Annotated in this window: 26 protein-coding genes; 16 read left to right on the forward strand and 10 right to left on the reverse strand. The window is 69.4% G+C overall.

Annotation, left to right across the window (positions count from 1 at the left end; genetic code table 11):
- Window positions 1–21 precede the first annotated feature (21 nt).
- The 3 genes from ACSVDD_RS22405 (at window position 22) to ACSVDD_RS22415 (ending at window position 2,469) form a co-directional block, all read left to right on the forward strand.
- A complete protein-coding gene (locus ACSVDD_RS22405) occupies window positions 22–651 on the forward strand; it encodes a TetR/AcrR family transcriptional regulator (RefSeq protein ID WP_448191618.1) in 630 nt (209 codons plus the stop codon).
- A gap of 247 nt (window positions 652–898) precedes the next feature.
- The gene (locus ACSVDD_RS22410; RefSeq protein ID WP_448191619.1) at window positions 899–1,420 is read left to right on the forward strand and encodes a Cache 3/Cache 2 fusion domain-containing protein; all 522 of its coding nucleotides are present in this window, start codon (window positions 899–901) and stop codon (window positions 1,418–1,420) included.
- A 122-nt stretch (window positions 1,421–1,542) separates the two neighbouring features.
- On the forward strand, window positions 1,543–2,469 hold the full coding sequence (locus tag ACSVDD_RS22415) for a DUF5996 family protein (protein ID WP_448191620.1): 927 nt from the start codon (window positions 1,543–1,545) through the stop codon (window positions 2,467–2,469).
- 3 nt (window positions 2,470–2,472) lie between these two features.
- Here ACSVDD_RS22415 and ACSVDD_RS22420 read toward each other — a convergent pair whose 3' ends face one another.
- The 4 genes from ACSVDD_RS22420 to ACSVDD_RS22435 form a co-directional block, all read right to left on the reverse strand.
- Entirely contained in the window at window positions 2,473–3,654 is a 1,182-nt protein-coding gene (locus tag ACSVDD_RS22420) for an extracellular catalytic domain type 1 short-chain-length polyhydroxyalkanoate depolymerase (protein WP_448191621.1), read from the reverse strand.
- A gap of 84 nt (window positions 3,655–3,738) precedes the next feature.
- Window positions 3,739–4,158: a ribbon-helix-helix domain-containing protein gene (locus ACSVDD_RS22425; protein WP_448191622.1), complete on the reverse strand. Its 420-nt coding sequence runs from the start codon at window positions 4,156–4,158 to the stop codon at window positions 3,739–3,741.
- Between the two features lie 59 nt (window positions 4,159–4,217).
- Window positions 4,218–5,282: a DUF808 domain-containing protein gene (locus ACSVDD_RS22430; RefSeq protein WP_448191623.1), complete on the reverse strand. Its 1,065-nt coding sequence runs from the start codon at window positions 5,280–5,282 to the stop codon at window positions 4,218–4,220.
- An 82-nt stretch (window positions 5,283–5,364) separates the two neighbouring features.
- On the reverse strand, window positions 5,365–5,628 hold the full coding sequence (locus ACSVDD_RS22435) for a hypothetical protein (RefSeq protein WP_448191624.1): 264 nt from the start codon (window positions 5,626–5,628) through the stop codon (window positions 5,365–5,367).
- Window positions 5,629–5,826: 198 nt separating this feature from the next.
- On the opposite strand from ACSVDD_RS22435, the gene ACSVDD_RS22440 reads away from it, so the two are divergent.
- The gene (locus ACSVDD_RS22440) at window positions 5,827–6,345 is read left to right on the forward strand and encodes a hypothetical protein (RefSeq protein ID WP_448191625.1); all 519 of its coding nucleotides are present in this window, start codon (window positions 5,827–5,829) and stop codon (window positions 6,343–6,345) included.
- Between the two features lie 15 nt (window positions 6,346–6,360).
- Here the strand turns inward: ACSVDD_RS22440 and ACSVDD_RS22445 are convergent, their stop codons facing one another.
- Window positions 6,361–6,774 (reverse strand): cupin domain-containing protein, encoded by a 414-nt coding sequence (locus ACSVDD_RS22445; protein WP_448191626.1) that lies wholly within the window; start codon window positions 6,772–6,774, stop codon window positions 6,361–6,363.
- A 292-nt stretch (window positions 6,775–7,066) separates the two neighbouring features.
- Here ACSVDD_RS22445 and ACSVDD_RS22450 point away from each other — a divergent pair, with 292 nt between their 5' ends.
- Genes ACSVDD_RS22450 through ACSVDD_RS22475 form a run of 6 tightly spaced genes read left to right on the forward strand, consistent with a single transcriptional unit; the run spans window position 7,067 to window position 14,666 of the window.
- Complete coding sequence (locus ACSVDD_RS22450) at window positions 7,067–7,399, forward strand: acyl carrier protein (protein ID WP_448191627.1); 333 nt, start codon at window positions 7,067–7,069, stop codon at window positions 7,397–7,399.
- Entirely contained in the window at window positions 7,396–8,556 is a 1,161-nt protein-coding gene (locus tag ACSVDD_RS22455; RefSeq protein ID WP_448191628.1) for an acyl-CoA dehydrogenase family protein, read from the forward strand. The genes ACSVDD_RS22450 and ACSVDD_RS22455 overlap by 4 nt, the downstream gene beginning before the upstream one ends.
- Window positions 8,557–8,558: 2 nt before the next feature.
- Window positions 8,559–9,467, forward strand: a complete 909-nt coding sequence (locus tag ACSVDD_RS22460) for an amino acid--[acyl-carrier-protein] ligase (protein ID WP_448191629.1) — start codon at window positions 8,559–8,561, stop codon at window positions 9,465–9,467.
- Between the two features lie 3 nt (window positions 9,468–9,470).
- Entirely contained in the window at window positions 9,471–10,433 is a 963-nt protein-coding gene (locus ACSVDD_RS22465; RefSeq protein WP_448191630.1) for a DUF1839 family protein, read from the forward strand.
- Window positions 10,434–10,437: 4 nt separating this feature from the next.
- A complete protein-coding gene (locus ACSVDD_RS22470; RefSeq protein WP_448191631.1) occupies window positions 10,438–12,894 on the forward strand; it encodes a glycoside hydrolase family 2 protein in 2,457 nt (818 codons plus the stop codon).
- A complete protein-coding gene (locus ACSVDD_RS22475) occupies window positions 12,891–14,666 on the forward strand; it encodes an alpha/beta fold hydrolase (RefSeq protein WP_448191632.1) in 1,776 nt (591 codons plus the stop codon). The genes ACSVDD_RS22470 and ACSVDD_RS22475 overlap by 4 nt, the downstream gene beginning before the upstream one ends.
- A 27-nt stretch (window positions 14,667–14,693) precedes the next feature.
- Here ACSVDD_RS22475 and ACSVDD_RS22480 read toward each other — a convergent pair whose 3' ends face one another.
- Window positions 14,694–16,868 (reverse strand): ATP-binding protein, encoded by a 2,175-nt coding sequence (locus ACSVDD_RS22480; protein ID WP_448191633.1) that lies wholly within the window; start codon window positions 16,866–16,868, stop codon window positions 14,694–14,696.
- Window positions 16,869–17,333: 465 nt separating this feature from the next.
- Here ACSVDD_RS22480 and ACSVDD_RS22485 point away from each other — a divergent pair, with 465 nt between their 5' ends.
- Both ACSVDD_RS22485 and ACSVDD_RS22490 read left to right on the forward strand, forming a co-directional pair.
- Window positions 17,334–17,735: a hypothetical protein gene (locus ACSVDD_RS22485; protein ID WP_448191634.1), complete on the forward strand. Its 402-nt coding sequence runs from the start codon at window positions 17,334–17,336 to the stop codon at window positions 17,733–17,735.
- Window positions 17,736–17,739: 4 nt separating this feature from the next.
- Window positions 17,740–18,915: a DNA polymerase IV gene (locus tag ACSVDD_RS22490; protein ID WP_448191635.1), complete on the forward strand. Its 1,176-nt coding sequence runs from the start codon at window positions 17,740–17,742 to the stop codon at window positions 18,913–18,915.
- Between the two features lie 12 nt (window positions 18,916–18,927).
- On the opposite strand, the gene ACSVDD_RS22495 is transcribed toward ACSVDD_RS22490, so the two are convergent.
- Together ACSVDD_RS22495 and ACSVDD_RS22500 are read right to left on the reverse strand one after the other, a co-directional pair.
- A complete protein-coding gene (locus ACSVDD_RS22495; RefSeq protein ID WP_448191636.1) occupies window positions 18,928–20,133 on the reverse strand; it encodes an NnrS family protein in 1,206 nt (401 codons plus the stop codon).
- A gap of 61 nt (window positions 20,134–20,194) precedes the next feature.
- Entirely contained in the window at window positions 20,195–20,707 is a 513-nt protein-coding gene (locus tag ACSVDD_RS22500) for a DUF2249 domain-containing protein (RefSeq protein WP_448191637.1), read from the reverse strand.
- Between the two features lie 186 nt (window positions 20,708–20,893).
- Here ACSVDD_RS22500 and ACSVDD_RS22505 point away from each other — a divergent pair, with 186 nt between their 5' ends.
- The 4 genes from ACSVDD_RS22505 (at window position 20,894) to ACSVDD_RS22520 (ending at window position 23,901) form a co-directional block, all read left to right on the forward strand.
- Complete coding sequence (locus ACSVDD_RS22505; RefSeq protein WP_448191638.1) at window positions 20,894–21,619, forward strand: Crp/Fnr family transcriptional regulator; 726 nt, start codon at window positions 20,894–20,896, stop codon at window positions 21,617–21,619.
- A gap of 13 nt (window positions 21,620–21,632) precedes the next feature.
- Complete coding sequence (locus ACSVDD_RS22510; RefSeq protein WP_448191639.1) at window positions 21,633–21,902, forward strand: hybrid cluster protein-associated redox disulfide (seleno)protein; 270 nt, start codon at window positions 21,633–21,635, stop codon at window positions 21,900–21,902.
- Window positions 21,903–21,954: 52 nt separating this feature from the next.
- A complete protein-coding gene (locus ACSVDD_RS22515; RefSeq protein ID WP_448191640.1) occupies window positions 21,955–22,158 on the forward strand; it encodes a hypothetical protein in 204 nt (67 codons plus the stop codon).
- Window positions 22,159–22,260: 102 nt separating this feature from the next.
- Complete coding sequence (locus ACSVDD_RS22520; RefSeq protein WP_448191641.1) at window positions 22,261–23,901, forward strand: 3-(methylthio)propionyl-CoA ligase; 1,641 nt, start codon at window positions 22,261–22,263, stop codon at window positions 23,899–23,901.
- Window positions 23,902–23,905: 4 nt separating this feature from the next.
- Here the strand turns inward: ACSVDD_RS22520 and ACSVDD_RS22525 are convergent, their stop codons facing one another.
- A complete protein-coding gene (locus tag ACSVDD_RS22525) occupies window positions 23,906–24,244 on the reverse strand; it encodes a cupredoxin domain-containing protein (protein WP_448191642.1) in 339 nt (112 codons plus the stop codon).
- A gap of 12 nt (window positions 24,245–24,256) precedes the next feature.
- A complete protein-coding gene (locus ACSVDD_RS22530) occupies window positions 24,257–25,201 on the reverse strand; it encodes a metallophosphoesterase family protein (protein ID WP_448191643.1) in 945 nt (314 codons plus the stop codon).
- Window positions 25,202–25,322 lie beyond the last annotated feature (121 nt).

A 25,322-nucleotide genomic window follows, 5' to 3' on the forward strand; every position in this document is an offset into this window, starting at 1 on the left:
GAACGATACAGTTCAGTGCAGATGAGTTCAGAATCTCTCTCCCAGCTGTCCGATCCCCAGCCGCTCGATCCGAAGACCGAGCAGATCCTCGCCGCCTCGCGTGAAATTTTCCTGGAAGTGGGGTACGCGGCCACCTCCATGGATCTGGTGGCGCAGCGCGCGCGGGTGTCGAAGACGACCCTCTACACGCGCTTCCCGTCCAAGGAGGAGTTGTACGTCGCCACCATCTCGGCGGAGTGCGACCGCAGCGGCGTGCGCTTTTCCCCCGACGCCTTCGACGATCTGCCGCTGGAAGACGCGCTGCGCCACATCGGCGGCCGCTTCGTCGACCTGATCTGGTCGGCGGCGGCAATCAAGATGCACCAGTCCGTGACGGGGGAGGCGACGCGCGTGCCCGAGGCGGCGCGGCTGTTCTTCCAGGCCGGACCGGAAAAGGCGATCGCCAGCTTCGTCGCATTCTTCGAACGCGCGGTGGCGCGCGGCGCCTTTCAGACCGACGATCCGGTCTTCGTCGCCATGCAGTTCCTCGCCGCCTTGCAGGGCGGCCCCTACTGCGCGCTCAGCCTCGGCCTGTGCGAGCCGCCCACGGAGGAAGACCGCGAGGCCTTCGTCGCCAAGGCGGTCGCCCTGTTCGTCCGCGGAATCCGCTAACCGGGGCGTTGAACGCAGACTTCAACGCGATGATGATCCTGAGAACAAGGCTCGTCCTTTGGCGTGCCGGCACGTCTGCCTTACCGCTATTTGAGCAGGCTCCAAAATCATTTTGGCTTTTGCTGCGTCATCACTTGACAAAGACGTGAGAGAGTTCTTCACTTTTTGCCTGGAGCAATCATAACCATGGGCCTCGCCACCCGATAGGTGTCACATCGAGATGTTGTGAGGCCGGAAGGAGGCAGCAATGAAAACATCCACACTCGCACTGTTGCTGCTGGTTTTTGTTGCCGAAGTCACGGTTCAGCCACCTGTACGAGCGTTTGCTGGACCTGCAGAAGATGTGCAGGCGGCGATGCAGCTTCTCAAGTCGAAGGCCGCGACACTGGGCGCCCCCAGCCTCAAAGGGGAAGATCCGGTCGCTGGGAAAGCTGTTCCTGCTCTGTACTTCGGCGAGACCAAAATGAACAACAATTTCTCGCTGGTTGACGACGTTCAGAAGGAAAAGGGTGGCACGGCCACGATTTTTGTTAAAAGCGGAGAGGAATTCGTTCGAGTGGCAACGAACGTCAAAAAAGACGATGGCTCACGAGCAATTGGTACGGTGCTGGACCCGAAAGGAAAAGCCATCGCAGCTCTTGCAAAGGGAGAGAGCTTCTACGGCGTCGTCGACATATTGGGCAAGCCGTACACCACCGGCTACGAACCAATTCGTGATTCGCGCAACAACATCATCGGCGTATATTATGTCGGATACGTGAAGATGTAGCGGCGTGCGTCAAGCGGAGTGGCCGCGTACCAGACGATCCGCTTGACGCGCCCCCGGCTTCCGCAAGCCATAGTCGCCGCCGATCTGTTGCAGTGGGGAGAATGGATCGGCGGAGAACACCCATGTGGCCGGACATCCCCTACCAGCCCTGGCGCGAGACCTGCGCGGCGCTGCACCTCTACACGCAGATCGTCGGCAAGTACCGCCTGGCGCGCACCCCCTGGGCGAACCACTCCTGGCACGCCACGCTGTACGTGAACGCGCGCGGGCTCACCACCGCGCTGGTCGCCGATGGAGCCTTGGGGGTCGAGATCGCCTTCGACCTCATCGACCATACGGTGGTTGGATACGCCTCGGACGGCCGCGTCGGGCGGTTTGCCCTCGCTCCGATGTCGGTCGCCGATTTCCACAGGCAATTCCTCGGCTTGCTGGGTTCGCTCGGGGCGACACCCCGGCTGCATGGCCGGCCCAACGAGCTGCCCGACCCGGTGCCGTTCGCCGAGGACCGGGCCGAGCGCCCCTATGAAGCGGACGCGGTGCGGCGCTTCTTCCAGGCGCTGGTGATGGTCGATGGCGTGTTGAAGCGCTTCCGCACGGGCTTTCTGGGCAAGGCCAGCCCGGTGCATCTGTTCTGGGGCAGCTTCGATCTGGCGGTGACGCGGTTCTCGGGCAGGGCCGCCCCACGGCACCCCGGCGGCGTCCCGGCTCTGCCCGACGACGTGACGCGCGAGGCCTACAGCCATGAGGTCTCCTCCGCCGGATTCTGGCCCGGCGGCGGACCCATCGACTTCCCGGCCTTCTACTCCTATGCCTACCCGGCGCCCGAGGGGTTCGCCGAGGCGCGGGTGGAACCGGGGGAAGCCCGATACGACCGCAGCCTCGGCGAATTCCTGCTGCCCTACGATGCCGTGCGCCGGGCGGACAACCCGGAGGCGACGCTCTTGGCCTTTCTGGAGAGCACCTACCGGGCGGCGGCCGACCTCGGCGGCTGGGACCGCAAGGCGCTGGAATGCGCCCTGGGGGAACCGCTCCGGCCGCGTCCGGTGTAGGGCCTACGCGGTTCGGTGCTCGAAGAAGAAGCGCAGCATCTCCCGCGTGGCGTCCGGCCCGCGCGGGTCGGTGTAGGAGCCGGAAGGGCTGCCCCCCGCCCACGCGTGCCCGGCCCCGTGGATCGTCCAGTGCTCGCACAGAGCCCGGCCGGACGCGTCGGCGTGGATGGTGCGGCTGTAGGCATGGCCGCCCGGCGCTTGGCCGCGCTGCACCGTGGGGCGCAGCCCGTTCGTCGACGCCGTGGACTGGGCGGCGACCGCGTCGCCGTTGCGCGGATGGACGGTGGTGTCCTTGTCGCCGTGAAAGACGATGGTCGGCACGGCACGGCCGCTCCGGCCATTGCCCGCTGCCCCCTGCTGCATGGCGGCGAAGGCGGAGGGAAGGTCGCGCGCCGCTCCGACCGGCAACCCCGAATGCACCCCGACCGCGGCGTAGAGATCGGGATACGCGTTCCCCATGATGGCCGCCGCCGCCCCGCCGGCCGAGAGCCCGGCGATGTAGACACGGCTTGGGTCCACGGGGTGGTCGCGCATGATCTGCCGGGTGATCCCGGCGATCAGCGAGGGCTCCCCCCGGTCGCGCCGCTGGTCGTCGGGGCTGAACCAGTTCCAGCACTTCTGGGTGTTGGCCGAGGACGGCTGCGCCGGGTAGGCGACGAGGCAGCCATGCTCCTCGGCGAGCGCGTTCATGCGGGTTCCTGCGGCGAAGTCGTCGGGCGACTGGGTGCAGCCGTGCAGCATCACGATCAGCGCCATCGGCTGGCCGGTGCGGTTGGCGGGAACATAGAGCTTATAGTCCCGCGTCCCGGCCGTGCCGGTGTACGACGCCGTGACGAAGGAGGCGCCATCGGGCAGGGGATCGGGGGCGGGCCGCAAACCGGCCGGCATGCCTCCGCGGGCGGCCCCCCGGGCGGCAAGGTCGCGCAGAGTGTCGCCCAGGCCGGACAGGGGCTTTGTGCGCAGCCGGCCGGCAAAGGTGGCGGCGGGCCGTGTCGGCTGCGGGGCCTCCGCGTCGAGCGTGACGGGTTCCACATCGATGATGGTGGACGAGTCGCCGGTGCCGGCCGGTTCGGCGGCACCCCCGCCGTGCAGCAGGCGCTGGATGAGGGCGGTCGCCTCGGCGAGCTTGCCGGCGTTGGTGAGGCGGGTCGCCTCGGCCATCTCAGGGGGGAGTCGGAAATTCATGTCGGTGCTTTCTGTGCTCGAAAAACTGGGCAAGCGTCCCCGTGGAGAGACACTGTGCGTCTCCCCTTTCAGGTCGGAGAGCGGTTACTGCATGCGGTCTGCCAGGGCGGCCTTGACGGCGGCGCTGGCGTGCAGCGCCCCCAGCACGGCCAACGAGGCGATGGTGGCGCGGGCGAGGTCCGGGGTGACGTCCTGGGCGATGCTGGCAAGGCCAAGGACGCGGATGTCGAGCATCTGCCCGGCATCCCGTGCCGCTTCGAGATCCGCGCGGGTGAAGTGGCGCAGGCCGAGGTCGACGCTCTTGCGCGTCACGGCCTGCCGGACCACGTCGGCGTGCCGGTCGATCTGGTTGCGGATGGCGGTGCGGATGAAGTCGGTGCGGTTCGAATAGAACCCTTCCTGCACCAGCAGGTCGATGTGGCCCAGATCGACGAAGCCGAGATTGATCGTGATCTTCTCGCTGTCGGTCGCCTTCGGCCGCATCTCGTGTACGTTGTCGGCCATCTCTGCTCCATCCCATAACCATCCAACTGGATGGTAAAGTGGGGTGGCCCGTGAGCCTTTCAAGGCCTTGCCCGACTCGCCCCCTTCAGCGTCGCCAGCACCGGCGCCGCGACCTTGTGGACCAGGGGGATGAGCAGCGCGCCCACCGCAAGACCAAACAGGCCCGCGCCTGCGGCGGACACCAGCCATTCGGCCGCCGCGCCGGCCGCCGGGACGGCTTGGCCAGCAACCGCGGCGAGGGCGTGGATGGCGTGCCCGATGGCCGGCACGCCATAGCCCTCCATCCCGTGGATGATGATCCCGCCGCCCACCCAGAGCATCGCGGCGGTGCCGACCACGCTGAGCGCCTTGAGGAGAAAGGGCATGCCGAACACCAGACCGCGGCCGATGCCCTGGGTCAGCGGACGCACGGTCCGGTCCGCTCCGTTCGGCTGGGAGGTGCCGCGCGGCCGCAGGCCGAACAGGCTGGAGACGGGGCTGTCGTTCCGCGCCATGGCCACGCCGACGTCGTCGGCCTTCACCAGCAGGGCCACGGCCCCGTAGACCAGCACGGTGATGCCGACCCCGACGATGCCGAGGATCAGCGCCTGGATCCAGAACGAGGAGGTTTCGGCGGCGACCGTCGCCAGGGTGATCGCCATGATCTCGGCCGAGAGGATCAGGTCGGTCTGGATCGCGCTGCCGACCTTCTCGTCCTCCATCTGGCCTGGGGGCTGGCCGGGAGATTGGTCGGCATCCGACACGTCCTCGCTTTGGCCGTGGGGTGTGGCGTGCAGCGCCTCGTGGATTTTTTCGGCCCCCTCGTAGCACAGGAAGGCGCCGCCGAGCATGAGCAGGGGCGTGATCGCCCACGGCGCCACAAGGCTCAGCACCAGGGACGCCGGCAGCAGGTACACCAGCTTGTTCTTCAGGGAACCCAGCGCGATCTTGCCGATGATGGGCAACTCGCGGTCCGCGGTGAAGCCGACCACGTAGCGTGGCGTGACCGCAGCGTCATCGACCACGACGCCGGCGGCCTTGGCACCCGCCTTCGCCGCCTGCGCGGCAGCATCGTCCAGGGACGCGGCGGCGACCTTCGCCAAACCGACGACGTCATCGAGCAGTGCGATCAATCCGGTGCTCAAGGGGGCGGCTCCGTCGGGCTGCGTGCGCAAGCACCGTAGCCCGAGGATCGTCGCCCGGCCAGAGGCCTCATGACCGGCCCGGCTAGCGCTGGGATCGCCAGAACCGCGCCCGCGCCAGCGTGTGGGACAGTTGCTGCTGCTGGAACAGGCGATCCACCCGCGCCCGCAGGACCGGATTGTAGCGGGCGTCGCAGACCAGGGGGGCGGCGGCCGATGGCAGCGCGCTGCTGAGGAACAGGGCGCTCGGCAGCCATTCCCCAACGTGAGGCGCCACCTTCACGGTGGCCGGCCGGACCGTGGGTTCGATGACGATCCTCGCCTGGGCGGGCGCGCTGGGCACCGTCATGCCGAGGGCTGCCAACAGGCCCACCATAAGAATGATCGCGCGACCGCTGAGTTTCTCCCACATGCCTGCCTCCCTGCCGGGTGCACCGTACCAGACAATACCTGTCGCTCTTGAGCGGCCCGCCAAGCGGCCGTCCGAAAATTGCAGGACGAGTCGCGGACGTGTAGTGTGCCGCCTCGTGCAGGCGGGGGCGATGCGGTGGCCGAGTATTTCCTCTATGTGATTGCGGAAGACGCCAGCGAACGGCCGGTGTGCGTGGCGTCGTCGGCCAATCCCGCGAAGCATCTCCGGCAGTTGCAGTCGGGCAATCCGCGCCGGCTCGTCGTCCGGCTTGCGTATCGATTTCTGTCCGGCCCCGCGCCCGCCCAGTACGCGGAGGAGTTCGAGCAGGCCATCCTGCTGCTGACTCCCGGCCGGAGCGGTGCGTGGCGCGACGCTTCGGCCGACGAGATCGATCCGTTGATCTGGCGCCTGTCGCGCCAACTCGCCCGGCCGCAGCAGGGGCGTCTGGTCGGCGCGAAGCGCGGCTTCGAAGCCTTCGGAGCGGAGGATCTGCCGGACCGCTTCCAGCTGTCCGCCGTCCCGGAACCGGAGATCGCCCGCTGGCAGGAACAGGCCGACCGTGCCGGCGCGCTTGATTACGGCACGCCCGTCCGTCCAAGCGCGGAAAGCCGGATGGCCATCGACGCGGCCGTCGAGAGTATGCCAACTCCCTGACGCCTACTGGGACGCCTACCGGGACAGCAGTCCGCGCACCACCCTCTTCAACGCGCCCAGCGGTCCGGGGTGCTTCTGGATCGCGTAATATTTCCGCACGGTTTCCCGGATGTCCCAGGTGCCGGTGAAGCCCTTGGGGATCACCAGGGCGTCGCCCTGTGCGTATTCTTGTGCGCTGCCGCTTTCGGGCGTGATGACGACGCGGCCGGACAACAGGATGCAGAATTCGTCGTAGGGCCAGTCGGACATGGCGACGACGCCCGGCGTGCACTCCCAGACGCCGCAGGCGAACCGCTCGTTGGCCGCGTCGAAGACGTTGACGCACGCCTCGCTCGGGTTGCCCGAGAGGATCGCCCCGAAAACGGCCGGAATGGCGGTGCCGTCGCGGTCGATGACACCGCGCTCCAGGGGCACAAGGCGGTTTTGCACGGCTCTCCTCCTCGTCGTGCTGCGCTCAAACCGGGCCTTAACACCGGCGCGGCGTGAACGGCGCGGACTGCGTGCCTTCCCTATCCGATTGGGGCGGAACAAAGTCATATTCACCACCAAATTGTACTAACGTTGGTACAGGTGTGTACCCATATGAATAGCACATTCGATGTCAGGTATTACGCACGTCGGAATCCCAAAATTCCCTCCCGGAAGCTGAATGTAATTTTGAACAATCCGCGGGAAATAATGTTAACAGCGCACGGGTTACCGGATTTTGGAGGCAAAATTCATGCGTGTAACTGCATGGCCGGCAATTGAAAATGAGGCATTTCCGAACATCGGCGCAGCGGCGGACTCGCTGGCGGACTCGATGGATCTGACGATCCGGGAGATCCTCGCCGAGAGCGGCTGGCTTGCCGCCGATGTCGCCGAATTATCGGACGAGGATGATCTGTACGCTGCCGGCCTCACCTCGCATGGCTCCGTCAACCTGATGCTGGCGCTGGAAGAGCGCTTCGACATCGAATTCCCCGAACATCTGCTGCGCCGCCGCACCTTTGAGAGCATCGCCGCCATCCGCGCTGCCGTCACCAGCCTGCGTGCCGGGACATCCGGCCCATGACCCCCTTGCTCAAGCGGGCGCGCGACATCGGCAGTCAGATCGCCGCTCGCCACGCCGATGCGGTGGACCGCGACGCCCGCTTCCCGGCCGAGACGTTCGCCGCGCTGAAGGCGGAGCGGCTGCTGGGCGCCATGGTGCCGCGCGACTACGGCGGCGAGGGCGCCGGCTTGGCCGACATCGCGGCGCTTTGCCACGAACTGGCCCAGCACTGCCCGTCCTCGGGCATGATCTACGCCATGCACCAGATCCAGGTGGCCTGCATTGTCCGGCACGGGCAGGAGGCCGCGTGGCACCGCGACCTGCTGGGACGGCTGGCGGAGGAGCAACTGCTGCTCGCCTCCGCCACGACGGAGGCAGGCATCGGCGGCGACGTGCGCAGTTCATCCTGCGCGGTGGAGGCCAGCGGCGGGCGCTTCCGGCTGGAGAAGCACGCCACCGTCATTTCCTATGGCGCCGACGCCCAGGGCATCCTGGTGACCGCCCGGCGCGCGCCGGACGCGCCGGCCTCCGATCAGGTCATCGTCGCCGTCCTCAAGGACGATTGCCGGCTGGAGGAGACGGTCGGCTGGGACACGCTGGGCATGCGCGGCACGTGCAGCCTGGGCTATCGCCTGTTCGCCGAGGCCGGGACGGAACAGATCCTGCCGCTGCCCTACGCCGACATCTCGGCGCGCACCATGCTGCCGATCACGCACATCCTGTGGGCCAGCATGTGGCTGGGCATCGCCACAGACGCGCTCAACCGCGCCCGTGCCTTCGTGCGGGCCGAAGCGCGCCGGAAGCCCGGCTCGACGCCGCCGGGCGCCTTGCGGGTGGCCGAGGCGACGACGCTGCTGAACCAGATGCGCGCCACCATCGTCGCCGCCATCCGCCAGTACGAGGAGGCGCAGGGCGAGCCGGACCGGCTGACCTCCATGTCCTTCGCCATCACCATGAACACGCTGAAGGTCGGGGCGGCGCAGGCTCTGGTGTGCATCGTCGAGCAGGCGCTGCTGGTCTGCGGGCTGAACGGTTACCGCAACGACGGCGAATACAGCGTGGCGCGCCACCTGCGCGACGCCCACTCCGCGCCGCTGATGATCAGCAACGACCGGATTCTCGGCAACACCGCCAATCTGCTGCTGGTCCACAAGGAAAACATAGGGTTGTTTGGATGAGCATGGACACGCATACCGCCTTCCGCGACGCGCTGGTCCGGCATGGCCTGCTGATCCCCATGGGAGTGGAGGGGCTGTACGGGCGCAGCGGACTCTTCGAGGATGTGGTCGAGCGCTTCAACGCCCTCATCTCCGAATGGGGCCGTGACGACGGAGCGGAAGTGATGCGCTTCCCACCCGCGCTCAACCGCCGTCATTTCGAGCAGAGCGAGTACCTGAACAGCTTCCCGCAGCTTGCCGGCACGGTGCACAGCTTCACGGGCGACGAGCGCGACCACCAGACCCTGCTGCGCAGGCTGGCCGCCGGGGAGGACTGGACCGGCACGCAGACCGCCACCGAGGTGGTGATGACGCCGGCCGCCTGCTATCCCGTCTACCCGGCCTTCGCGGCGCGCGGCAGCCTGCCGGAGCGGGGGCGGACCGCCGACGTGTATTCCTACTGCTTCCGCCACGAGCCGTCGCTCGACCCGGCGCGCATGCAGCTGTTCCGCATGCGCGAGTACGTGGGCCTGGGCACGCCGGGCCAGGTCATGGAGTTCCGCCAGGGCTGGCTGGAGCGCGGACGGATGCTGATGGAATCGCTGGCGCTGCCGGTCGCCATCGACGTTGCCAACGACCCGTTCTTCGGGCGCGCCGGGCAAATGCTGGCGGCCAACCAGCGCGACCAGGGCCTCAAGTTCGAGCTGCTGATCCCGATCACCAGCGAGGAAAAGCCGACCGCCTGCCTCAGCTTCAACTACCACCAGGACCATTTCGGCCTGCTGTGGGACATCCGCACGGCGAATGGTGACATCGCGCACACCGCCTGCGTCGGCTTCGGCATGGAGCGCGTGGCGCTGGCGCTGTTCCGCCACCACGGCTTCGAGGTCGCCGAGTGGCCGGACGCCGTGCGGACGGTACTGTGGGGATAGCGGATGCAGGCCGGTTCCTTCCACCTCCCGAACACCTTGCTCGCCCCCGACCGCGCGTGGCCGGAGACCAACTGCTACATCGATTTGTGGATTCAACTGCTGTGCGCCCAAGGCTTCGAGCCGTTGGCAGGGCTGGGCTTTACCGTGGCGCAGGACTTCGAGGGCGACCAGTTCACCTTCTTCAAGTTCCCGCCCGAGGATCTGCGCGCGCTGTACCGCCTGGAGGTGCAGGAGTTGGCGATCTACGACAGCGTCGAGGCGCACGCGGCCGAACAGCTTCGCCGCGACCGGCCGGTGCTGGTGGAGGTGGACAGCTTCTACCTGCCCGACACCCGCGGCACCGCCTACTACACCCAGCACGTCAAGACCACCATCGCGCTCAACAGCCTCGACACAGAGTCGCGACGCCTGGACTATTTCCACAACGCCGGCCGCTTCACGCTGGAGGGCAAGGACTACGACGGCGTGTTCCGCCGTCTGGCCCACCTGCGCGACAACCAGGACGTGCTGTTCCCCTATGTGGAGTTCGTCCGCCGCAACGGCCCGGCGCCGCAGGGCGCGGCGCTGCTGGACGGTGCGCGGGAGTTGCTCGTCCACCATCTGCGCCGCCGGCCGCAGCGCAACCCCATCGCCGCGTACCGCGACATGCTCCCGGTGCACCTGGAACGGCTGGCCGAGCGGCCCATGGAGTATTTCCATCTCTACGCCTTCAACGTGCTGCGCCAACTCGGCGCCAACGCCGAGCTGCTGGGCAGCCACCTGTGCTGGCTGGGTGGCCAGGGGGAACGCGGGCTGGCCGAGCCGGCCGAGTCCTGCAACACGCTGGCGGCGACCGCCAAGGCCATGCAGTTCCAGCTCGCCCGCGCGGTGCACCGGCGCAAGTTCGGCGACTACACCCCGCTCCTCGACACCATGGAGCGCGCCTACGACACTGCCGTCGGCAGGCTGGTGCAGTGCTACGGGTGAGTCCATGGCACGCGTTCTCCGCGTCACCGGCCGCACGGCCGTTGCCATTGATGCCGGGTGGGAGCTGACCGCCACCGCCCCCGGCGCGGTGGCGAGCCCGGCCGGGTTGGAGGGGGGCCGCGACTGGCTGCCGGCGCCGGTGCCCGGCACGGTGGCGCAGGCGTTGCGCGACGCCGGCCGCTGGACGCTGGAGTCCCCCGCACCGCTGCACGGCCAGGATTTCTGGTACCGCACCCGCCTGCACGGCGAGGGCGAGCGCACGCTGGTCTTCCACGGCCTCGCCACGCTGGCCGAGGTGTGGCTGAACGGCGAGCGGCTCCTATCGTCCGACAGCATGTTCCTGGCGCACGCGGTGCCCGTCCGCCTGACCGGCGAGGATGAGCTGTGCCTGGCGTTCCGCGCGCTGGCGCCCGCCCTCCAGGGCAAGCCGCGCGGACGGGCGCGCTGGCGGCCGCGGATGATCGAGACACAGGCGTTGCGCGGCGTGCGCACGACGCTGCTCGGCCATATCCCCGGCTGGTGCCCGCCGGTGCACGCGGTGGGGCCGTGGCGCCCGGTGGAGTGCGTCGAGGAAAGCGGCCCGTTGCGCGTCCGCCACGCCGACATGCGTAGTGTGGTGGAGGGCCTCGACGGCGTGCTGGCGCTGACCCTGTCGGTGGACTGGTGCGGCGTTTCCGGTGCCCCGGCGTTCGTCGAGGTGGCCGGCGTCCGTGCCCCGCTGGCATGGAGCGATCCGCACACGCTGCACGGCACGGTGCGGGTCGCGGACGCGGAGCTCTGGTGGCCGCACACTCATGGGCGACCGACGCTGCACCCCGTGCGGGCCGGGGTGGGGGAGGCGCGCATCGACCTCGGCCGAATCGGATTCCGCAAGATTACGCACGAGGACGGTCCACGCTTCGCGCTGCGCATCAACGGCGAGCGGGTGTTCTGCCGTGGCGCCTGCTGGAGCAGCGCCGACATCGTGTCGCTGCCCGGCACGCGCGCGGCCTATGCGCCGTGGCTGGAGCTGATGGTGCAGGCCGGCATGAACATGGTGCGCGTTGCCGGCACCACGGCCTATGAGAGCCCGGCCTTCTTCGATCTGTGCGACGAGCTGGGCCTGCTGGTCTGGCAAGACTTCATGTTCGCCAACTTCGACTACCCCGCCGACGAGGGGTTCCTCGACGCTGCGCGACGGGAGGCGGCGCAATTCCTCGACCGCGTGCAGGCGTCGCCGTCCCTGGCCGTGCTGTGCGGCGGCAGCGAGGCGATGCAGCAGGCGGCCATGCTCGGCCTGCCGCGCGCCTCGTGGGCGCAGCCGCTGTTCGACACGGTGTTGCCGCAAGAATGCGCGCGCCTGAGGGCGGACGTGCCGTACGTCGCCAACGCGCCCAGCGGCGGGGCGCTGCCCTTCGCGGCGAACGCGGGCGTCACCCATTACTATGGCGTCGGCGCCTACATGCGCCCGCTGGAGGATTCGCGGCGGGCCGAGGTGGGCTTCGCGTCGGAGTGTCTGGCCTTCGCCAACGTGCCGGACGCGCCGATGCTCGCCGGGGTGCCGGCCGTGCACGATCCCCGCTGGAAGCAGCGCGTGCCGCGCGACATCGGCGCGCCGTGGGACTTCGAGGACGTGCGCGAGCACTATCTGCGCCGTCTGTACGAGGTCGATCCGCCGACCTTGCGCTATGAGGACCCCGACCGCTACCTGCGCCTGTCCCGCGCGGTGACCGGCGACATCATGGAGGCGGTGTTCACCGAGTGGCGGCGGGGCCGCTCGACCTGTGCCGGCGGGCTGGTGTGGATGTTCCAGGACCTCTGGCCCGGCGCCGGCTGGGGCGTGGTGGACTCTGCGGGCACGCCCAAGGCGGCCTGGCACGCGCTGAAGCGCGTCTTCCGCCCCGTGCAGGTGCTGCTGACCGACGAGGGCGTCAACGGGCTGGCCGCGCACCTGATCAACGAGACGGCCCGCGACGTGGCGGCGACGCTGTCGGTGGTCTGCCTGCGCGACGGCGCGGTGCCCGTGGCGCGCGGGCGGCACGACCTCACCCTCCCGGCGCGCGGTGCGCTGGAACTGGCGGTCCCGGCGCTTTTCGACGCCTTCTTCGACACGACGTATGCGTATCGCTTCGGCCCACCGGCGCACGACGCCACAGTGGCGACGCTGATCGGCCCGGACGGCAACCCGATTGCCGACGCCTTCCACTTCCCGCGCCCGCCGGAGCGCTCCGACCTGGGCCTGACCGCTGAGGTGCAGCGCGCTGAGAATGGGTGGGTTCTGCGCCTGCGCAGCCATCGGCTCGCGCGCGCTGTTCACATCGAGGACGACGGCTACCGCGCCGAGGATTCGTGGTTCCACCTGCCGCCCGAAGTCGAGCGGACGGTGCGGCTGCTGCCGCGCCGCGGGACGGCGGGCATACCCGACGGCGAGGTGCACGCGATCAACAACCGATATCCGGTACGTTTCAAGGGGATGGCATGACGCCAGTGGTGTTCGAGGGCTGCTTTGGATGGCTGCACCCGGCGGCGGGCCGGCGCGGCGTGGTGCTGTGCAGCCCGCACGGCAACGAGGAACTGTGCGTGCACCGCACATGGCGAACCCTCGCCGAGCGGCTGGCGGAGGCGGGCCTGCCGACCTTGCGCTTCGACTATCCCGGCGCCGGCAATTCGGCCGGTGGCGACGAGGACCCGGAACGGGTCCGCGCTTGGCTCGACGGCATTCACGCCGCCATCCGCCAACTGCGCGCCAGCACCGGCGTGCAGGAGGTGGCGCTGGTCGGCCTGCGCCTCGGCGCCACGCTGGCGGCCATGGCGGCGGCGGAGCGTGGCGGGGTGGAGCGGCTGGTGCTGATGGCCCCCTGCGCCTCGGGCAAGGCCTACGCGCACGAGGTCAAGGCCATGGCGCGGCTGGCCGGCACGCCGCAGACCCAGGCGGACGCCGTGGAATTCGCCGGCTTCCTGCTGACGGCGGAGACGCTGGCGGCGTTGCGCGCCCTCGATCTGGCGGGGCTGCCCGCGGCGCCGGCCGGGCGGGTGCTGCTGCTGAACCGCACCGACGTGCGCGAAGGAGGGCGGCTCGCCGACCGGCTGCGCGCGCTGGGCGCCGCGGTCGAGGAGGAACCGTTCACCGACCTCGCCGCGCTGATGAACAGCGTGCATCGGGCGATGCTGCCGGAGGTTCCGCTGGCCCGTGTGACCGAATGGCTGAGCGCCGACATGCCTGCGGGCGAAACCGCGGGAACGCCGCCCGCCCCGGCCCGGATTCCCCCGGCCATGTTGGAGGTTCCCGGCGCGGTGGAGACACCGGTGCTGTTCGGCCCCGGCGGCAGCCTTGCCGGCATCCTGTGCGAGCCGGCAACGCGCACCGGGCCGGACCGGCCGGCGCTGCTGCTGCTGAACAGCGGCGCCACGCACCATGTCGGCTCCGGCCGCATGTCGGTGATGCTGGCGCGGCGGCTGGCGGCGCGCGGCTTCGCGTCCCTGCGCATGGACATCGCCGGCCTGGGCGACAGTGCGCCGCGCGCGGGGCGGTGCGACAACCTCATCTACTGCGAGGATTCCCGCGGCGACACGCGGGCGGCGCTCGACTGGCTGCAAGCGCGGGGGTACGCCCGTGTCGTCAGCATCGGGCTGTGCGCCGGCGCCACGCTGGCGCTGCACACCGCGCTCGGCGACCCGCGCGTGGTCGGGCAGGTGCTGGTCAACCCCGGACGCTTCTTCCTTGGCCGTGGCGAAACGTCGGAGGCGGTGATCCAGGCCGCCGCCAAACGCACCCGCGACTATGTGCAGATGATGGCCGACCCGCGGGCGTGGCGGGCGGTGCTGCGCAACGACCGCAAGGTGGCGCGGGTCGCCCGCACGCTGACGCGGCGCGCGCTGGACGTGCTGCGGGTGACGGTGCAACGGGTGCGTGGCCGCGTCCTGGGCACCGGCCATGCGGCGGGCGACGTGGCGCAGTGGTTCCGCCGCCTGTCCGAGCGCGGCGTCGACACGCTGCTGCTCTACAGCGCAGACGACATCACGCTGGGCGAACTGGAAAGCCGCCTGGGGCGCGGCGCCAAGCGCTTGAGCGGCCTCACAGCCCTGCGCCTGGAGACGCTGGAGGGCGCCGATCACAGCCTGATGCTGCGCACGGCTCAGGAGCGGTTCGCCGCACTGCTCGAAGCGCACCTGACCACAGCGTTTACCGCCGGCACCGAGCGGTCCCGGTACCGGGAATCCGCCGGTTCGCCCGCCCGGACCTTTGGGCTTTGAACTGTCTGCCGGCGAGGGAGTGCGCGCTCAGGCCGTCATCAGGTCGGCTCTCTCGTTTCGCTGCCCGTTGACGCCGGTGGGGAGCAGACGGCGCACGATGCCGGAGAAGTCCGAGAAGTTGTAGGGCTTGCGCAGGATGGTGAAGCCCTCGGCCGTCGCGTCGCGTGCCGAGCCGCTGTAGCCGGTGGTGAGCAGGATGGGCAGGCTCGGCTCATGCTCCCGGACAAGCCGCGCCAGTTCCAGCCCCGTCATGCCGCCGGGCATGATGATGTCGGAGAACAGCAGGTCGATGGGCATCCCGCTGCCCAGCACCTCCAGGGCGGCCTTCGCATCGGCGGCGTGCACGACATGGAAGCCCAGGGTCTCGATCACCTGCGACGTGGCCTCGGCGATCTGCGGGTTGTCTTCGACCAGCAGGATGGTCTCGCGGTTTCCTTCCGCCACCGGCTTGGCAACCGTTTCGGGGGTTTCCTCCGCGGCCTTGGCAACGGCCACGCGGCTGCGCGGCAGCAACAGCGTCACCGCGGTTCCCCGGCCGGGCTCGCTGGCGATGGTCGCGAGGCCGCCCGCCTGCTGCGCGAAGCCGTACACTTGGCTGAGGCCGAGCCCAGTGCCCTTGCCGATGTCCTTGGTGGTGACGAACGGCTCGAAGACCTTCGGCAGGATGTCCGCCGGAATGCCGCAGCCGTTGTCCGCCACGGTCAACATCACGAAGTCGCCGCGCAGGCCGCCGGCCTCGGCCTGACCGTTCAGCGTCACGTTGCGCGCTTCCAGCGACAGCGAACCGCCCTGGGGCATGGCGTCGCGGGCGTTGACGCCCAGGTTCAGAACGGCCAGCTGCAGCTCGCTCAAGTCCACGTGCACCGGCCAGAGGTCGGGCGCCACGTACGACATCACCGAGATGTTGCCGCGCAGCGAGTGGCGCATGAGGTCGAGGAACTTCGGCAGCTGCTCGCGCAGGTCCAGCGCCGTCGGCGCCACCGTCTGGCGGCGCGAAAAGCTGAGCAGTTGGCGGGTCAGGCTCTCGCCGCGCGTGGCTGCGGTCTCGATGGCGTCCACGGCGCGCCGCTGGCGCGCGTCGAGGGAGCCCATGCGCAGCAGAACCAGACTGCTGGCCATGATCTGGAGCAGGTTGTTGAAGTCGTGCGCGACCCCGCCGGTGAGCTGGCCCATGGCCTCGATCCGCTGGGCGCGCCGCAGCGCCTCTTCGGCCGCCTCGCCCCGTTGCAGCGCCTCGCGGACCTGGGCATGGGACGCCGTCTCGCGCCGCGCCCGACGCCACGCCACGGCGGCGGTCCCGCACAGCAGGAGCCCCATCGGCATGGTGAACAGCGCACCGTGCAACAGGGAGGTGCGCCAGCCGGCCATGGCATCGCGTGCGGGCATGGAGAGGAGCGCCGCGACCGGCACGCCGTCGAGCCGCCTTGCGGCGACCAGCCACTCGGCGCCGTCCCGGTAGAGGCCGTCCGCTCCCTCCTGCACCGCCCGGTGCAGGGCCACATCCGCGGCGTGCCGGGGCTGCGCCGACCAGCCATGCCCTTCGGCCGGCAGGCTCAGCAGATAGCGCCCGTCCCTCTGGACCAGGATGATCGCGTTCTGGCTTGGCCCCGCCATCTCTTGGAACGTCTGAAGGAATTGCTTCATGGGCTGCGCGGCGACGACCACGCCGGCGAAGCCGCCGGAGACGTCGGCAATCCGCAGGGCCACGCCGACGCTGCGCTCCGCCTCGGCCCCGCCAAGGGCGAGGGTGGCCACGCCGACCTCCGCGCCGGTGGTGCGCAGGGTTTCGAAAACCGCCTGGTCCGAGATGTCGAGGCTCCGCGGCGCCGGAAAGAGGGCGCTGCTCGCCACGGCGCGGCCGTTGCGGTCGAACAGCCAGATCGTCTGGCCAGGGTGCCGCTGGGCGAGGGCTCGCAATGTATCGTGCACCGGCTTCTCGGCTTTCGGATCGCTGGGCGCGCGCAGGCGCACCACCATGTCCGACGCGCGTTCGCCGATCATGCGCTGGCGGTCGAACTCCCGCTGCACAACGGCTTGGACGCGATCCGCGCGGCGGCCGAGCGCCCCTTCGCCGGCCTTTAAAGCATCGCCGTACGACACCACCGCCCACACGGCATAGAGCAGGAGTGGACAGAGCAAGGAGGCCGCAAGCAGCAGGTGGAGCACCGGAACGGCGGCAAACCGGGGTGTCTTCACTCTCATGTCCATCTCCACGGCGTGCGGAGCGGCTTCCGACCGAATTATCCCAAGATCGTTATGGAAACCGGGTCGGGTCACGCGCTCGGCGCCATTTCCCTAATTGGTTAACGAAAACGATGGGAAGCGTTGCACAACGGGGCTGCTGCCAGCAACTGACCCTTTGCTGTAGAACTCCGCCAAGTCGTCTATGCACCGCCGAAATCTTGCGCCGCAGCTTCGATGTTTGTCTGGGTGCCATTGGCGCAAGGCCATAGAGTAGGCTGGTGTCGGGGAAGGCCGAAAAAGCCGCGCCGGAAGCCGCCAGCCTTTCAGCGGCTGTTAACAGAACGTTCCGTCTGCTACGTTTATGGCAGGGTGCAATGATCCGGCTCCGCGTCGGATTTTGGAGGTGATGGATGTCTGCACGCGGCTTGGCGTATGGAGTTTCCGAGGCTTCTTCGGCCTTGCAGCTCTGAACGGTGTCAGACCGTGTATAACCCGATCGACTGGCCGCAGATCAGCCACCACGTCCGCTTCGTGAGGGCCAAGGGGCGTTGCGAGCAGTGCGGCCGGCCGCACGGGCACGAGGTGCGCTGCCTGCCGGACGGGCGCTGGTTCGACGTGGAGGCGCACAGCTGGCGCGACGGGCAGGGCCGCCCGGCGCCCTGGCCGGACGTGGTGGACTACGCCCGCCACCGCACGACGCGGGTGGTGCTGTCGGCCTGCCACAAGGACCACGACACGGCCAACAACGATCCCGACAACCTGATGGCGCTGTGTCGCCGCTGCCACCTGCGCCATGAGCGCGAGGTGCGGCGGAGCCGTTTCCGCGTCACCATCCTGCTGCGCCGCGCGTTGGGCGACCTGTTCCAGGGCCTGTATCGGTACTGAGTCCATGGCCGACGACATCGCCGTTTGCCGCGACTGCGCCGCCGCTCTGCCCCGGCGCACCGGCCGCTGCCCGAAGTGCGACGGCCGGCGGGTGTTCGCACATGCCGAATTGCACGCTCTGCCCATCGGCCACATCGACTGCGACGCCTTCTACGCGACCGTCGAGAAGCGCGACCGCCCCGACCTTGCCGACAAGCCCGTCATCGTCGGCGGCGACCACCGCGGCGTGGTAGCGGCCTGCTGCTATGTGGCGCGCATGGCCGGCGTGCGCTCCGCCATGCCGATCCGCGAGGCGCTGGACCGCTGCCCCGACGCCGTGGTCCTGCCGCCCAACATGGCGAAGTACCGCGAGGTCGGCCACCGCGCGCGGTCGCTGATGGAAGCGTTCACCCCGCTGGTCGAGCCGATCTCCATCGACGAGGCGTTCCTCGACCTCACCGGCATCGAGGCGCGGCTCAGCATCAGCCCCGCCCAGGCGCTGGTCGAGCTGGTCCGCCGCTTCGAGCGCGACTTAGGGATCACCGCGTCCATCGGCCTCAGCTACAACAAGCTGCTGGCGAAGATCGCCTCGGATCTGGACAAGCCCAGGGGGTTCTCGGTGATCGGGCGGGCGGAGGCGGTGGGCTTCCTGGCGGCGAAGCCGGTGGGGATCCTCTGGGGTGTCGGGCCGGCGCTGCGGCAGCGGCTGTGGGCCGACGGCATCCGCACGGTGGGCGACCTGTCGCAGCGCGAGGAGATCTGGCTGGTGCGGCGCTATGGCGCCATGGGCCGGCGGCTCTACCGCTTCTCGCTGGGCGAGGACACCCGCCGCGTCGAGCCCGAAACCCCCAGCAAGAGCATCTCCGCCGAGGAAACCTTCGACTGGGACATCGGCGACCTCAAGGTGCTCAAGCACGAGCTGCGCCCCATCGCCGAGAAGCTGGCGATGCGTCTGGAGAAGGCCGGCGTGCTGGGCCGCAACGTGGTGCTGAAGCTGAAGACGGCGGACTTTCAGACGCTGACCCGTTCCCAGCGCATCAGCCCGACCCGCTCGGCCGAGGCGCTGTGGCGGGCGGGCTGCGAGCTGCTGGACCGCGAAGGGGGGGAGGGGCGGGAGTACCGGCTGATCGGCATCGGCTGCGCCGAGCTGGTCGATCCGCGCACCGCCCCCCAGCCCGACCTGTTCGGCGCGCCGGAGTAGGGCGTCGCCCCCTCAGCCCGGCCGTCCATCGGCGCGCGGCCCGGTGAGGATCGGCGCGTAGACCCAGACGTACAGCAGGAACCCCAGCGTCCACAGCGCTCCGGCGGCGTGCACCGCGCCCGTCCAGGCGCCGTCCGGCAGCATCGGCAGCAGCGTGCGCACCGTGGCGGCCAGCTGTACGAGGACGTAGGCGGCGACCGTCATCCGCGCCACCACGATGGCGCGCCCGGTGTGGCCCAGGGCTGCGCGGGTCATCACCGCCAGGATCATGGTGGTGAAGGCGCCGGCGGTCAGCGCGTGCAGCCACGCCCGGCCGAGCGGCAGCCCGGCGGCGTACTCCAGCCCCTTGAGCGTGAGGGCGATGACGATCCAGGCATAGCCGGCGTGCAGGATCCACAGCACCGGCTCGGACAGCGTGCGCAGCCCCTTCCAGCGCGCCAGCCGCACCCCGTGCGCCACCGCCGCAGCCAGCGCCAGCAGGCCGGCGAGCTGGCTGCCGGGGAAATGGATGTCGGCGGGGATCAGCAACAAGGTCAGCACCAGCGCCGCGTACTCGACGGCGGGCAGGGGCTTGATGACGAGGGTGGGGTCTTTCTGGCGGAGCGCATTCTGCGTGAAGCTCGGCACGATGCGGCCGGCGACCACGGTGACCATTTGCAGGACGACACCGATCGCCAGCGTGATGCCCAGCGCTGCGGTGCCCTGGGTGACGCCCATCCATTCCAGCCGGAACAGCGCGTTGGCGGCGGTCAGCAGGGCGAGAAGCAGCAGGAAGGCGGTGTTGCGCGCCTTGCCGGCCTTGATCAGCGGCACGGCGACCAAGGCGCCGAACGCCGGCAGGAAGGCGAGGTCCACCAGCGCCGCGAACCCTGAATCCGCCACCACCGGCAGCGAGGCGGCGCGCCCGGCGAGGTACAGCGCCACCAGCGCCATCAGCGGCCGCCCCTTGACGGCGGCCGAGCCGGTCCAGCTGGGGATCGCCGTCAGCAGGAATCCGGCGATGGCCGCGGCGGCGAAGCCGAACAGCATCTCATGCGCGTGCCAGCCGGACGGTGGGATGGTGCCGCCCAAGCCGAACGCCCCGGTGACAACGCACGCCCACACCGGTACGAGCACCGCCGCGGACAGCCCCGCCAGCAGGAAGAAAGGCCGGAACCCGTAGGCGAAGAGGACCGGCGGCGCTTTCGCCGGGTGATCGTCGAAGACGTTCGTGCTCATGGGCGCGTTCCTTGGAAATCTGAGCCCCTCTCCCTTTGCGGGAGAGGGGAACCTTGTCGGATCAGCCGCACATGCCGCCGCAGCACGAGCCGCCGCGGCGCGCCACCAGACGCTCGAAGGCGAGGCGGTGCATGCCCGGCGGCGGCACGAGGCCGCGCATCAGGTCGAGCACGTCGGCCTCGGTGGTGCCCGGCGGGCACTCGGTGATCTCGACCACCAGGGAGCCCTCGGCGGTCGGACCCAGCTCGGTGCCGGGCGCGGTGGCCACGACGGTACCGCCGCGCTGAATGCACACGAAGTACGACGAGGCGTCGGCCGTGCCGTCCGGCTTGGAGATGCGCACGCGCCACACCTCGGGGCCGCGCTCCAGGTATTCCCAGCCGAAGCTGTCGCCGAAGTGCATCTGGAGCTGCATGTAGAGCGGGCGCGGGTCATGGTCGTTGACCAGCGTGAACGCCTGGCCGGGGTTCAGCCGCTGCACCGTCTGGAAGATCAGCGGGTGGCGCTCGTAGGGCGGGATCGCCTGAACGTCGATGACGGTCTCGCCGGCGGCCGGCTGGAGAGTGGTCTGCATGGTGCTCCGCGGAGGTGTCGGTTGCGGGAAGGATGCCCGAGGGGTACCGCGGCGCCGGAAAAGCGTCTTTGTTCCAGCACAAACTTCCGGCGCGGCCAGTTCGCGGTTGCGCGCGGCGGTGCGTTGCCAACATCTTGTCGGGCCCTTTCTGGTAACTTCTGCCCCGCAACCCTTGCCGGAGCCCCCATGGCCGGTCCGCTCGCCCCCGATCCCGCCGTGCTGCACGGCATGCGGCTGTTCGCCGGGCTGGAGGCGGCCGACCTCGCCGACGTGATCCGCTTCGCGCAGACCCGCCGCGTGGCGAAGGGCGCCAAGTTCTTCAGCCAGGGCGACCCGGCGGCGACCTGCCACGCGCTGATCGACGGGCGGATCAAGATGGTGCAGACCGGCGCGGACGGGCAGCAGGTGGTGGTGCGCTTCATCGGCCCCGGCGAGACGTTCGGCACGGTGGCGGTGTTCACCGGAGCCAATTTCCCGGTGGACGCCATCGCCATGGCCGACTGCGTGGAGGTCTCCTGGTCGGCGGCCACCATGACCGACCTGATGCTGCGCCATCCGCGCATCGCGCTGAACGCGCTGGGCATCGTCGGCGGGCGCTTGCAGGAGGTGCAGAACCGCCTGCGCGAGGTGTCCACCGAACGCGTCGAGCGCCGCGTCGCCCACGCGCTTCTGCGCCTCGTCCGCCAGGCCGGACGCCGGGTGGAGGGCGGTGTGGAGATCTCCTTCCCGCTGACCCGCCAGGACGTGGCGGAGATGACCGGCACCACGCTGCACACGGTGAGCCGCATCCTCAGCGCGTGGGAGGTGCATGGCATCGTTGAAAGCAGCCGTCAGCAGGTGATGATCCGCCAGCCGCACCGGCTGGTCGCCATCGCCGAGGACATGCCGGTCTCCGACGAGGACCCCGCCTGAGCGGAGTTTGCGCGTGCGCAAAGACCGCGTCGTGCGCCGGATCTATCGTCCGCCCATGACCGAGCCGCCTTTCCCCATCGCTGACGTGCTGATCGCCGACGTGCTGGAGCGATGGCCGCAGACCCTCGCCGTCTTCCTCAAGCACCGCATGGCCTGCCCCGGCTGCGCCATGGCGCCGTTCATGACGCTGGGCGAGGCCGGGCAATGCTACGGCCTACCGGCCGCCGATCTGGTGGACGAGGTGCGGCGCGCCATCGACGGCGACACCCCCACCACCCTGTGACGAAGCGCCGCGCCGGCCTGTTGCCGTTCTCGTGACCAACGGGAGCGGGACCATGGACCGGGACTTGCTGAAACGCGTCGCCGACGCCCTGGGCGACGTGCGGCTCTACGAAAAACACCACACCGGCGAGCTGATCGCCATGCGCCTGCGCGACCTTCTGACCGACCTGCCGGGCTTCGGCCCCGACGCGGTGGACGACAAGCTGACGGACTTGGCGAAGGCCGCCGTGCGGGCCTGCGAGGAGGGAAAGGTTTAGCCGTCCCGAATCGGTTGCGCGGCTGATCCGGCGGTGTCAGATTGACGTATACGTCAACTACGAGCGGCCCACGAAGGCCGCCGACCCAAAGGGAGGTTCGCCATGCTCGGTCTGATGCAGCAGCGCCCGCTGCTGGTTTCCTCGCTGCTCGCCCACGCCGCCCGCCATCACCCGCTGGCCGAAGTCGTCTCCAAGACCGTGGAGGGAGACGTCCACCGTTACACCTACGCCGATGCGGAGCGCCGCGCCCGCCGGCTGGTGCGCGTGCTCCGGTTGCTCGGCGTCGGTGAGCAGGACCACGTCGGCACGCTGGCGTGGAACGGCTTCCGGCATTTCGAGCTGTACTACGCCGCGTCCGGCATGGGAGCGATCTGCCACACCATCAACCCGCGCCTGTTCGCCGATCAGATCGCCTTCATCATCAACCACGCCGAAGACCGCGTGCTGTTCGCCGACACCAGCTTCGCCAAACTGGTGGAAGGGCTGGCACCGCGCGTGGCGGGCACCGTCAAGGCGGTGGTCATGATGACCGACACCGCGCACATGCCGGACATCGCCCTGCCGCCGGGCATGGCGCTGCACTGCTACGAGGACCTGATGGCGGCGGCGGACGAGGATTACGTCTGGCCGGAGTTCGACGAGAACACCGCCAGTTCGCTCTGCTACACCTCGGGCACCACCGGCGAGCCCAAGGGCGTGCTGTACAGCCACCGCTCGACCGTGCTGCACGCCATGGCGATCGCGCTGCCGGACGTCATGGGAATGAGTGCCACGGACCGCATCCTGCCGGTCGTGCCGATGTTCCACGTCAACGCCTGGGGCACGCCCTACGCCGCGCCGTTGATCGGCGCCGCGCTGGTGTTCCCCGGCCCGCATCTGGCCGGCGAGCCTCTGCAAACGCTGATGAACGACGAGCGGGTGACCTTCGCGGCCGGCGTGCCGACCATCTGGCTTGGGCTGTTGCAGCACCTGCGCAGCAGCGGCACGAGCCTCGACACGGTGAAGCGGCTGGTGATCGGCGGTGCCGCCTGCCCGCGCATGCTGATGGAGGCGTTCGGCGACGAGTACGGCGTGCGCGTCGATCACGCCTGGGGCATGACCGAGGTGAGCCCGGTCGGCACCTACAACACTCCCAAGGCCAGCAACGCCGCCGTCCAGGGCGAGGAGCGCATGGTCACCCGCATGAAGCAGGGGCGTGCGGTGTTCGGCGTGGACATGAAGATTGTCGGCGGCGACGGCCGCGAGCTGCCCTGGGACGGCGAGAGCTTTGGCGACCTGTACGTCCGCGGGCCGTGGGTGTGCAGCGGTTACTACAACGTGGAGCCGGACGGGCTGTCGCACGACGAGGCGGGCTGGTTCCGCACCGGCGACGTGGCCACCATCGACGCGGACGGCTACATGGAGATCACCGACCGCTCCAAGGACGTCATCAAATCGGGCGGCGAGTGGATCAGCTCCATCGCGCTGGAGAACATCGCCGTCGCCCACCCGGATGTCGCGGAGGCCGCGGTGGTCGCCGCACGCCACCCGAAATGGGATGAACGGCCGTTGCTGGTCGTCGTGCCGAAGGCGGGCAGGGCGCCCGACCCGGCGGACCTGCTGCGCTTCTTCGAGGGCAAGGTGGCGAAGTGGTGGATTCCCGACGCCGCGGTGGTGGTGGACGACCTTCCGCACACGGCGACGGGAAAACTGCTGAAGACCTCGCTGCGCGACCGCTTCCGCGAGCATTATCTGAACGGGTGAACGTTCATTCTGCGGTCACCACGACCGAGCCGGTCATGTGCGGGTGCAGCGAGCAGAAATAGGCGTACGTCCCCGGCTCGGTAAAGGTGAAGGAGAAGCGTTCGTCGGTGTCGAGCACCGGCGACTTCCAAGGGCGGTCGCTGCCGGCGATCTTGTGCGGGATGTCGTCGGCGTTCAGCCACGTCACCACGGTTCCCTTGCGGACCGTGATGAGCGGCGGGTTGAAGGTGAAATTGTCGATCCGCACCACCTGAGCGGGCTCGGCCGCTCCGGCCGCGAGCGGTGCCATGAGGCCGAGGGCGACGCCGAGCGCCACCCCCGGCAGCCGATGGGATGCAAGCATGGCCGTCTCCCCTCAGGTGCCGCCCGCCAGCGGCGTGTCGATGAGCGCCAGCGGCGCCTTGCCCTGGACGTAGTCGATCCGGCTGACGCCCAGCATCCGGCGCAACTGGTCCGCCGGCACCTTCATCGGCCCCGGCGAGGGCGCCGTGCCGGGGGCGGGCTGCGGGAAGGCGGTGGACATGGCGGTGTGGAAGGCGACGGAGCCCTCGACCTTTTGCATCACCTGATGGATGTGGCCGTTCAGCACGGTCACCGAACCGAAGCGCCGGAGCGCGGACAGCGCGCGTTCGGAATCCGCCGTGCCCCAGCCCCACTCGGGATAGACCGACCACAGCGGGATGTGCGCCAGCACGACGATGGGCGTGCTGGTCCCGCGCCCCTTCAAATCGTCCTCCAGCCAGGCGAGCTGTTCGTCGCCGAGGTTGCCCAGGCCGCCGGCCCTCAGGTTCATGACGTTGACCAGCGCCAGGAAATGCACGCCGCCCTCGTCGAAGCTGTACCAGCCGGTCCCGCGCGACTCGCGGGCGTAGCGCTCGCGGAAGGCGGCGCCGGTCTCGTCCAGCATGTCGTGCTCGCCGGGCACCACATGGATCGGGCCGGCCTTCATCTCTTTCAAAAGCTGGTCCGCCGTGTCGAACTCGGCCGGCTTCGACAGGTGGGTGACGTCGCCGGTGTGGACCACGAAGCTGGGCCGCACCGGCAGCGCGTTGATGCTGTCGATGGCGGCGCGCAGCGTGGCGCCGACGTCCGGGTTGGCCTCCTTGTTGAAGCCGATGTGGCTGTCGCTGATCTGCACGAAGCTGAAGCTGTCGGGGGTTGCGGCGGCCGCCTCGCCGATCATTCCGACGGAGCGCGGCACGCCGCCGCCGACCGTCCACACCACCCCCGTGCCCGCCCAGGCCATGCATTTCAGCACGGTGCGGCGGTCAAAGCCCTGCGTCTCATCATTTCTGGACATGTCCGATCCTCCCGGTTTGGTGGCTCTGGCCTGTCCTACTGGCGACGGCGTCGGGTTATTCCCGGATGCCCCCTGTGACGATGGTGCGGCGTGCGTTAGCGTGGCCGGGAATAAACGGGGG

The sequence above is a fragment of the Azospirillum terrae genome (assembly GCF_053470425.1).

Coding starts and splice junctions, on each gene's coding strand:
- ACSVDD_RS22405 (WP_448191618.1), top strand. CDS start 22: ATGAGTTCAGAATCTCTCTCCCAGCTGTCCGATCCCCAGCCGCTCGAT.
- ACSVDD_RS22410 (WP_448191619.1), top strand. CDS start 899: ATGAAAACATCCACACTCGCACTGTTGCTGCTGGTTTTTGTTGCCGAA.
- ACSVDD_RS22415 (WP_448191620.1), top strand. CDS start 1,543: ATGTGGCCGGACATCCCCTACCAGCCCTGGCGCGAGACCTGCGCGGCG.
- ACSVDD_RS22420 (WP_448191621.1), bottom strand. CDS start 3,654: ATGAATTTCCGACTCCCCCCTGAGATGGCCGAGGCGACCCGCCTCACC.
- ACSVDD_RS22425 (WP_448191622.1), bottom strand. CDS start 4,158: ATGGCCGACAACGTACACGAGATGCGGCCGAAGGCGACCGACAGCGAG.
- ACSVDD_RS22435 (WP_448191624.1), bottom strand. CDS start 5,628: ATGACGGTGCCCAGCGCGCCCGCCCAGGCGAGGATCGTCATCGAACCC.
- ACSVDD_RS22450 (WP_448191627.1), top strand. CDS start 7,067: ATGCGTGTAACTGCATGGCCGGCAATTGAAAATGAGGCATTTCCGAAC.
- ACSVDD_RS22455 (WP_448191628.1), top strand. CDS start 7,396: ATGACCCCCTTGCTCAAGCGGGCGCGCGACATCGGCAGTCAGATCGCC.
- ACSVDD_RS22460 (WP_448191629.1), top strand. CDS start 8,559: ATGGACACGCATACCGCCTTCCGCGACGCGCTGGTCCGGCATGGCCTG.
- ACSVDD_RS22465 (WP_448191630.1), top strand. CDS start 9,471: ATGCAGGCCGGTTCCTTCCACCTCCCGAACACCTTGCTCGCCCCCGAC.
- ACSVDD_RS22470 (WP_448191631.1), top strand. CDS start 10,438: ATGGCACGCGTTCTCCGCGTCACCGGCCGCACGGCCGTTGCCATTGAT.
- ACSVDD_RS22475 (WP_448191632.1), top strand. CDS start 12,891: ATGACGCCAGTGGTGTTCGAGGGCTGCTTTGGATGGCTGCACCCGGCG.
- ACSVDD_RS22480 (WP_448191633.1), bottom strand. CDS start 16,868: ATGAGAGTGAAGACACCCCGGTTTGCCGCCGTTCCGGTGCTCCACCTG.
- ACSVDD_RS22490 (WP_448191635.1), top strand. CDS start 17,740: ATGGCCGACGACATCGCCGTTTGCCGCGACTGCGCCGCCGCTCTGCCC.
- ACSVDD_RS22495 (WP_448191636.1), bottom strand. CDS start 20,133: ATGAGCACGAACGTCTTCGACGATCACCCGGCGAAAGCGCCGCCGGTC.
- ACSVDD_RS22500 (WP_448191637.1), bottom strand. CDS start 20,707: ATGCAGACCACTCTCCAGCCGGCCGCCGGCGAGACCGTCATCGACGTT.
- ACSVDD_RS22505 (WP_448191638.1), top strand. CDS start 20,894: ATGGCCGGTCCGCTCGCCCCCGATCCCGCCGTGCTGCACGGCATGCGG.
- ACSVDD_RS22515 (WP_448191640.1), top strand. CDS start 21,955: ATGGACCGGGACTTGCTGAAACGCGTCGCCGACGCCCTGGGCGACGTG.
- ACSVDD_RS22520 (WP_448191641.1), top strand. CDS start 22,261: ATGCTCGGTCTGATGCAGCAGCGCCCGCTGCTGGTTTCCTCGCTGCTC.
- ACSVDD_RS22525 (WP_448191642.1), bottom strand. CDS start 24,244: ATGCTTGCATCCCATCGGCTGCCGGGGGTGGCGCTCGGCGTCGCCCTC.
- ACSVDD_RS22530 (WP_448191643.1), bottom strand. CDS start 25,201: ATGTCCAGAAATGATGAGACGCAGGGCTTTGACCGCCGCACCGTGCTG.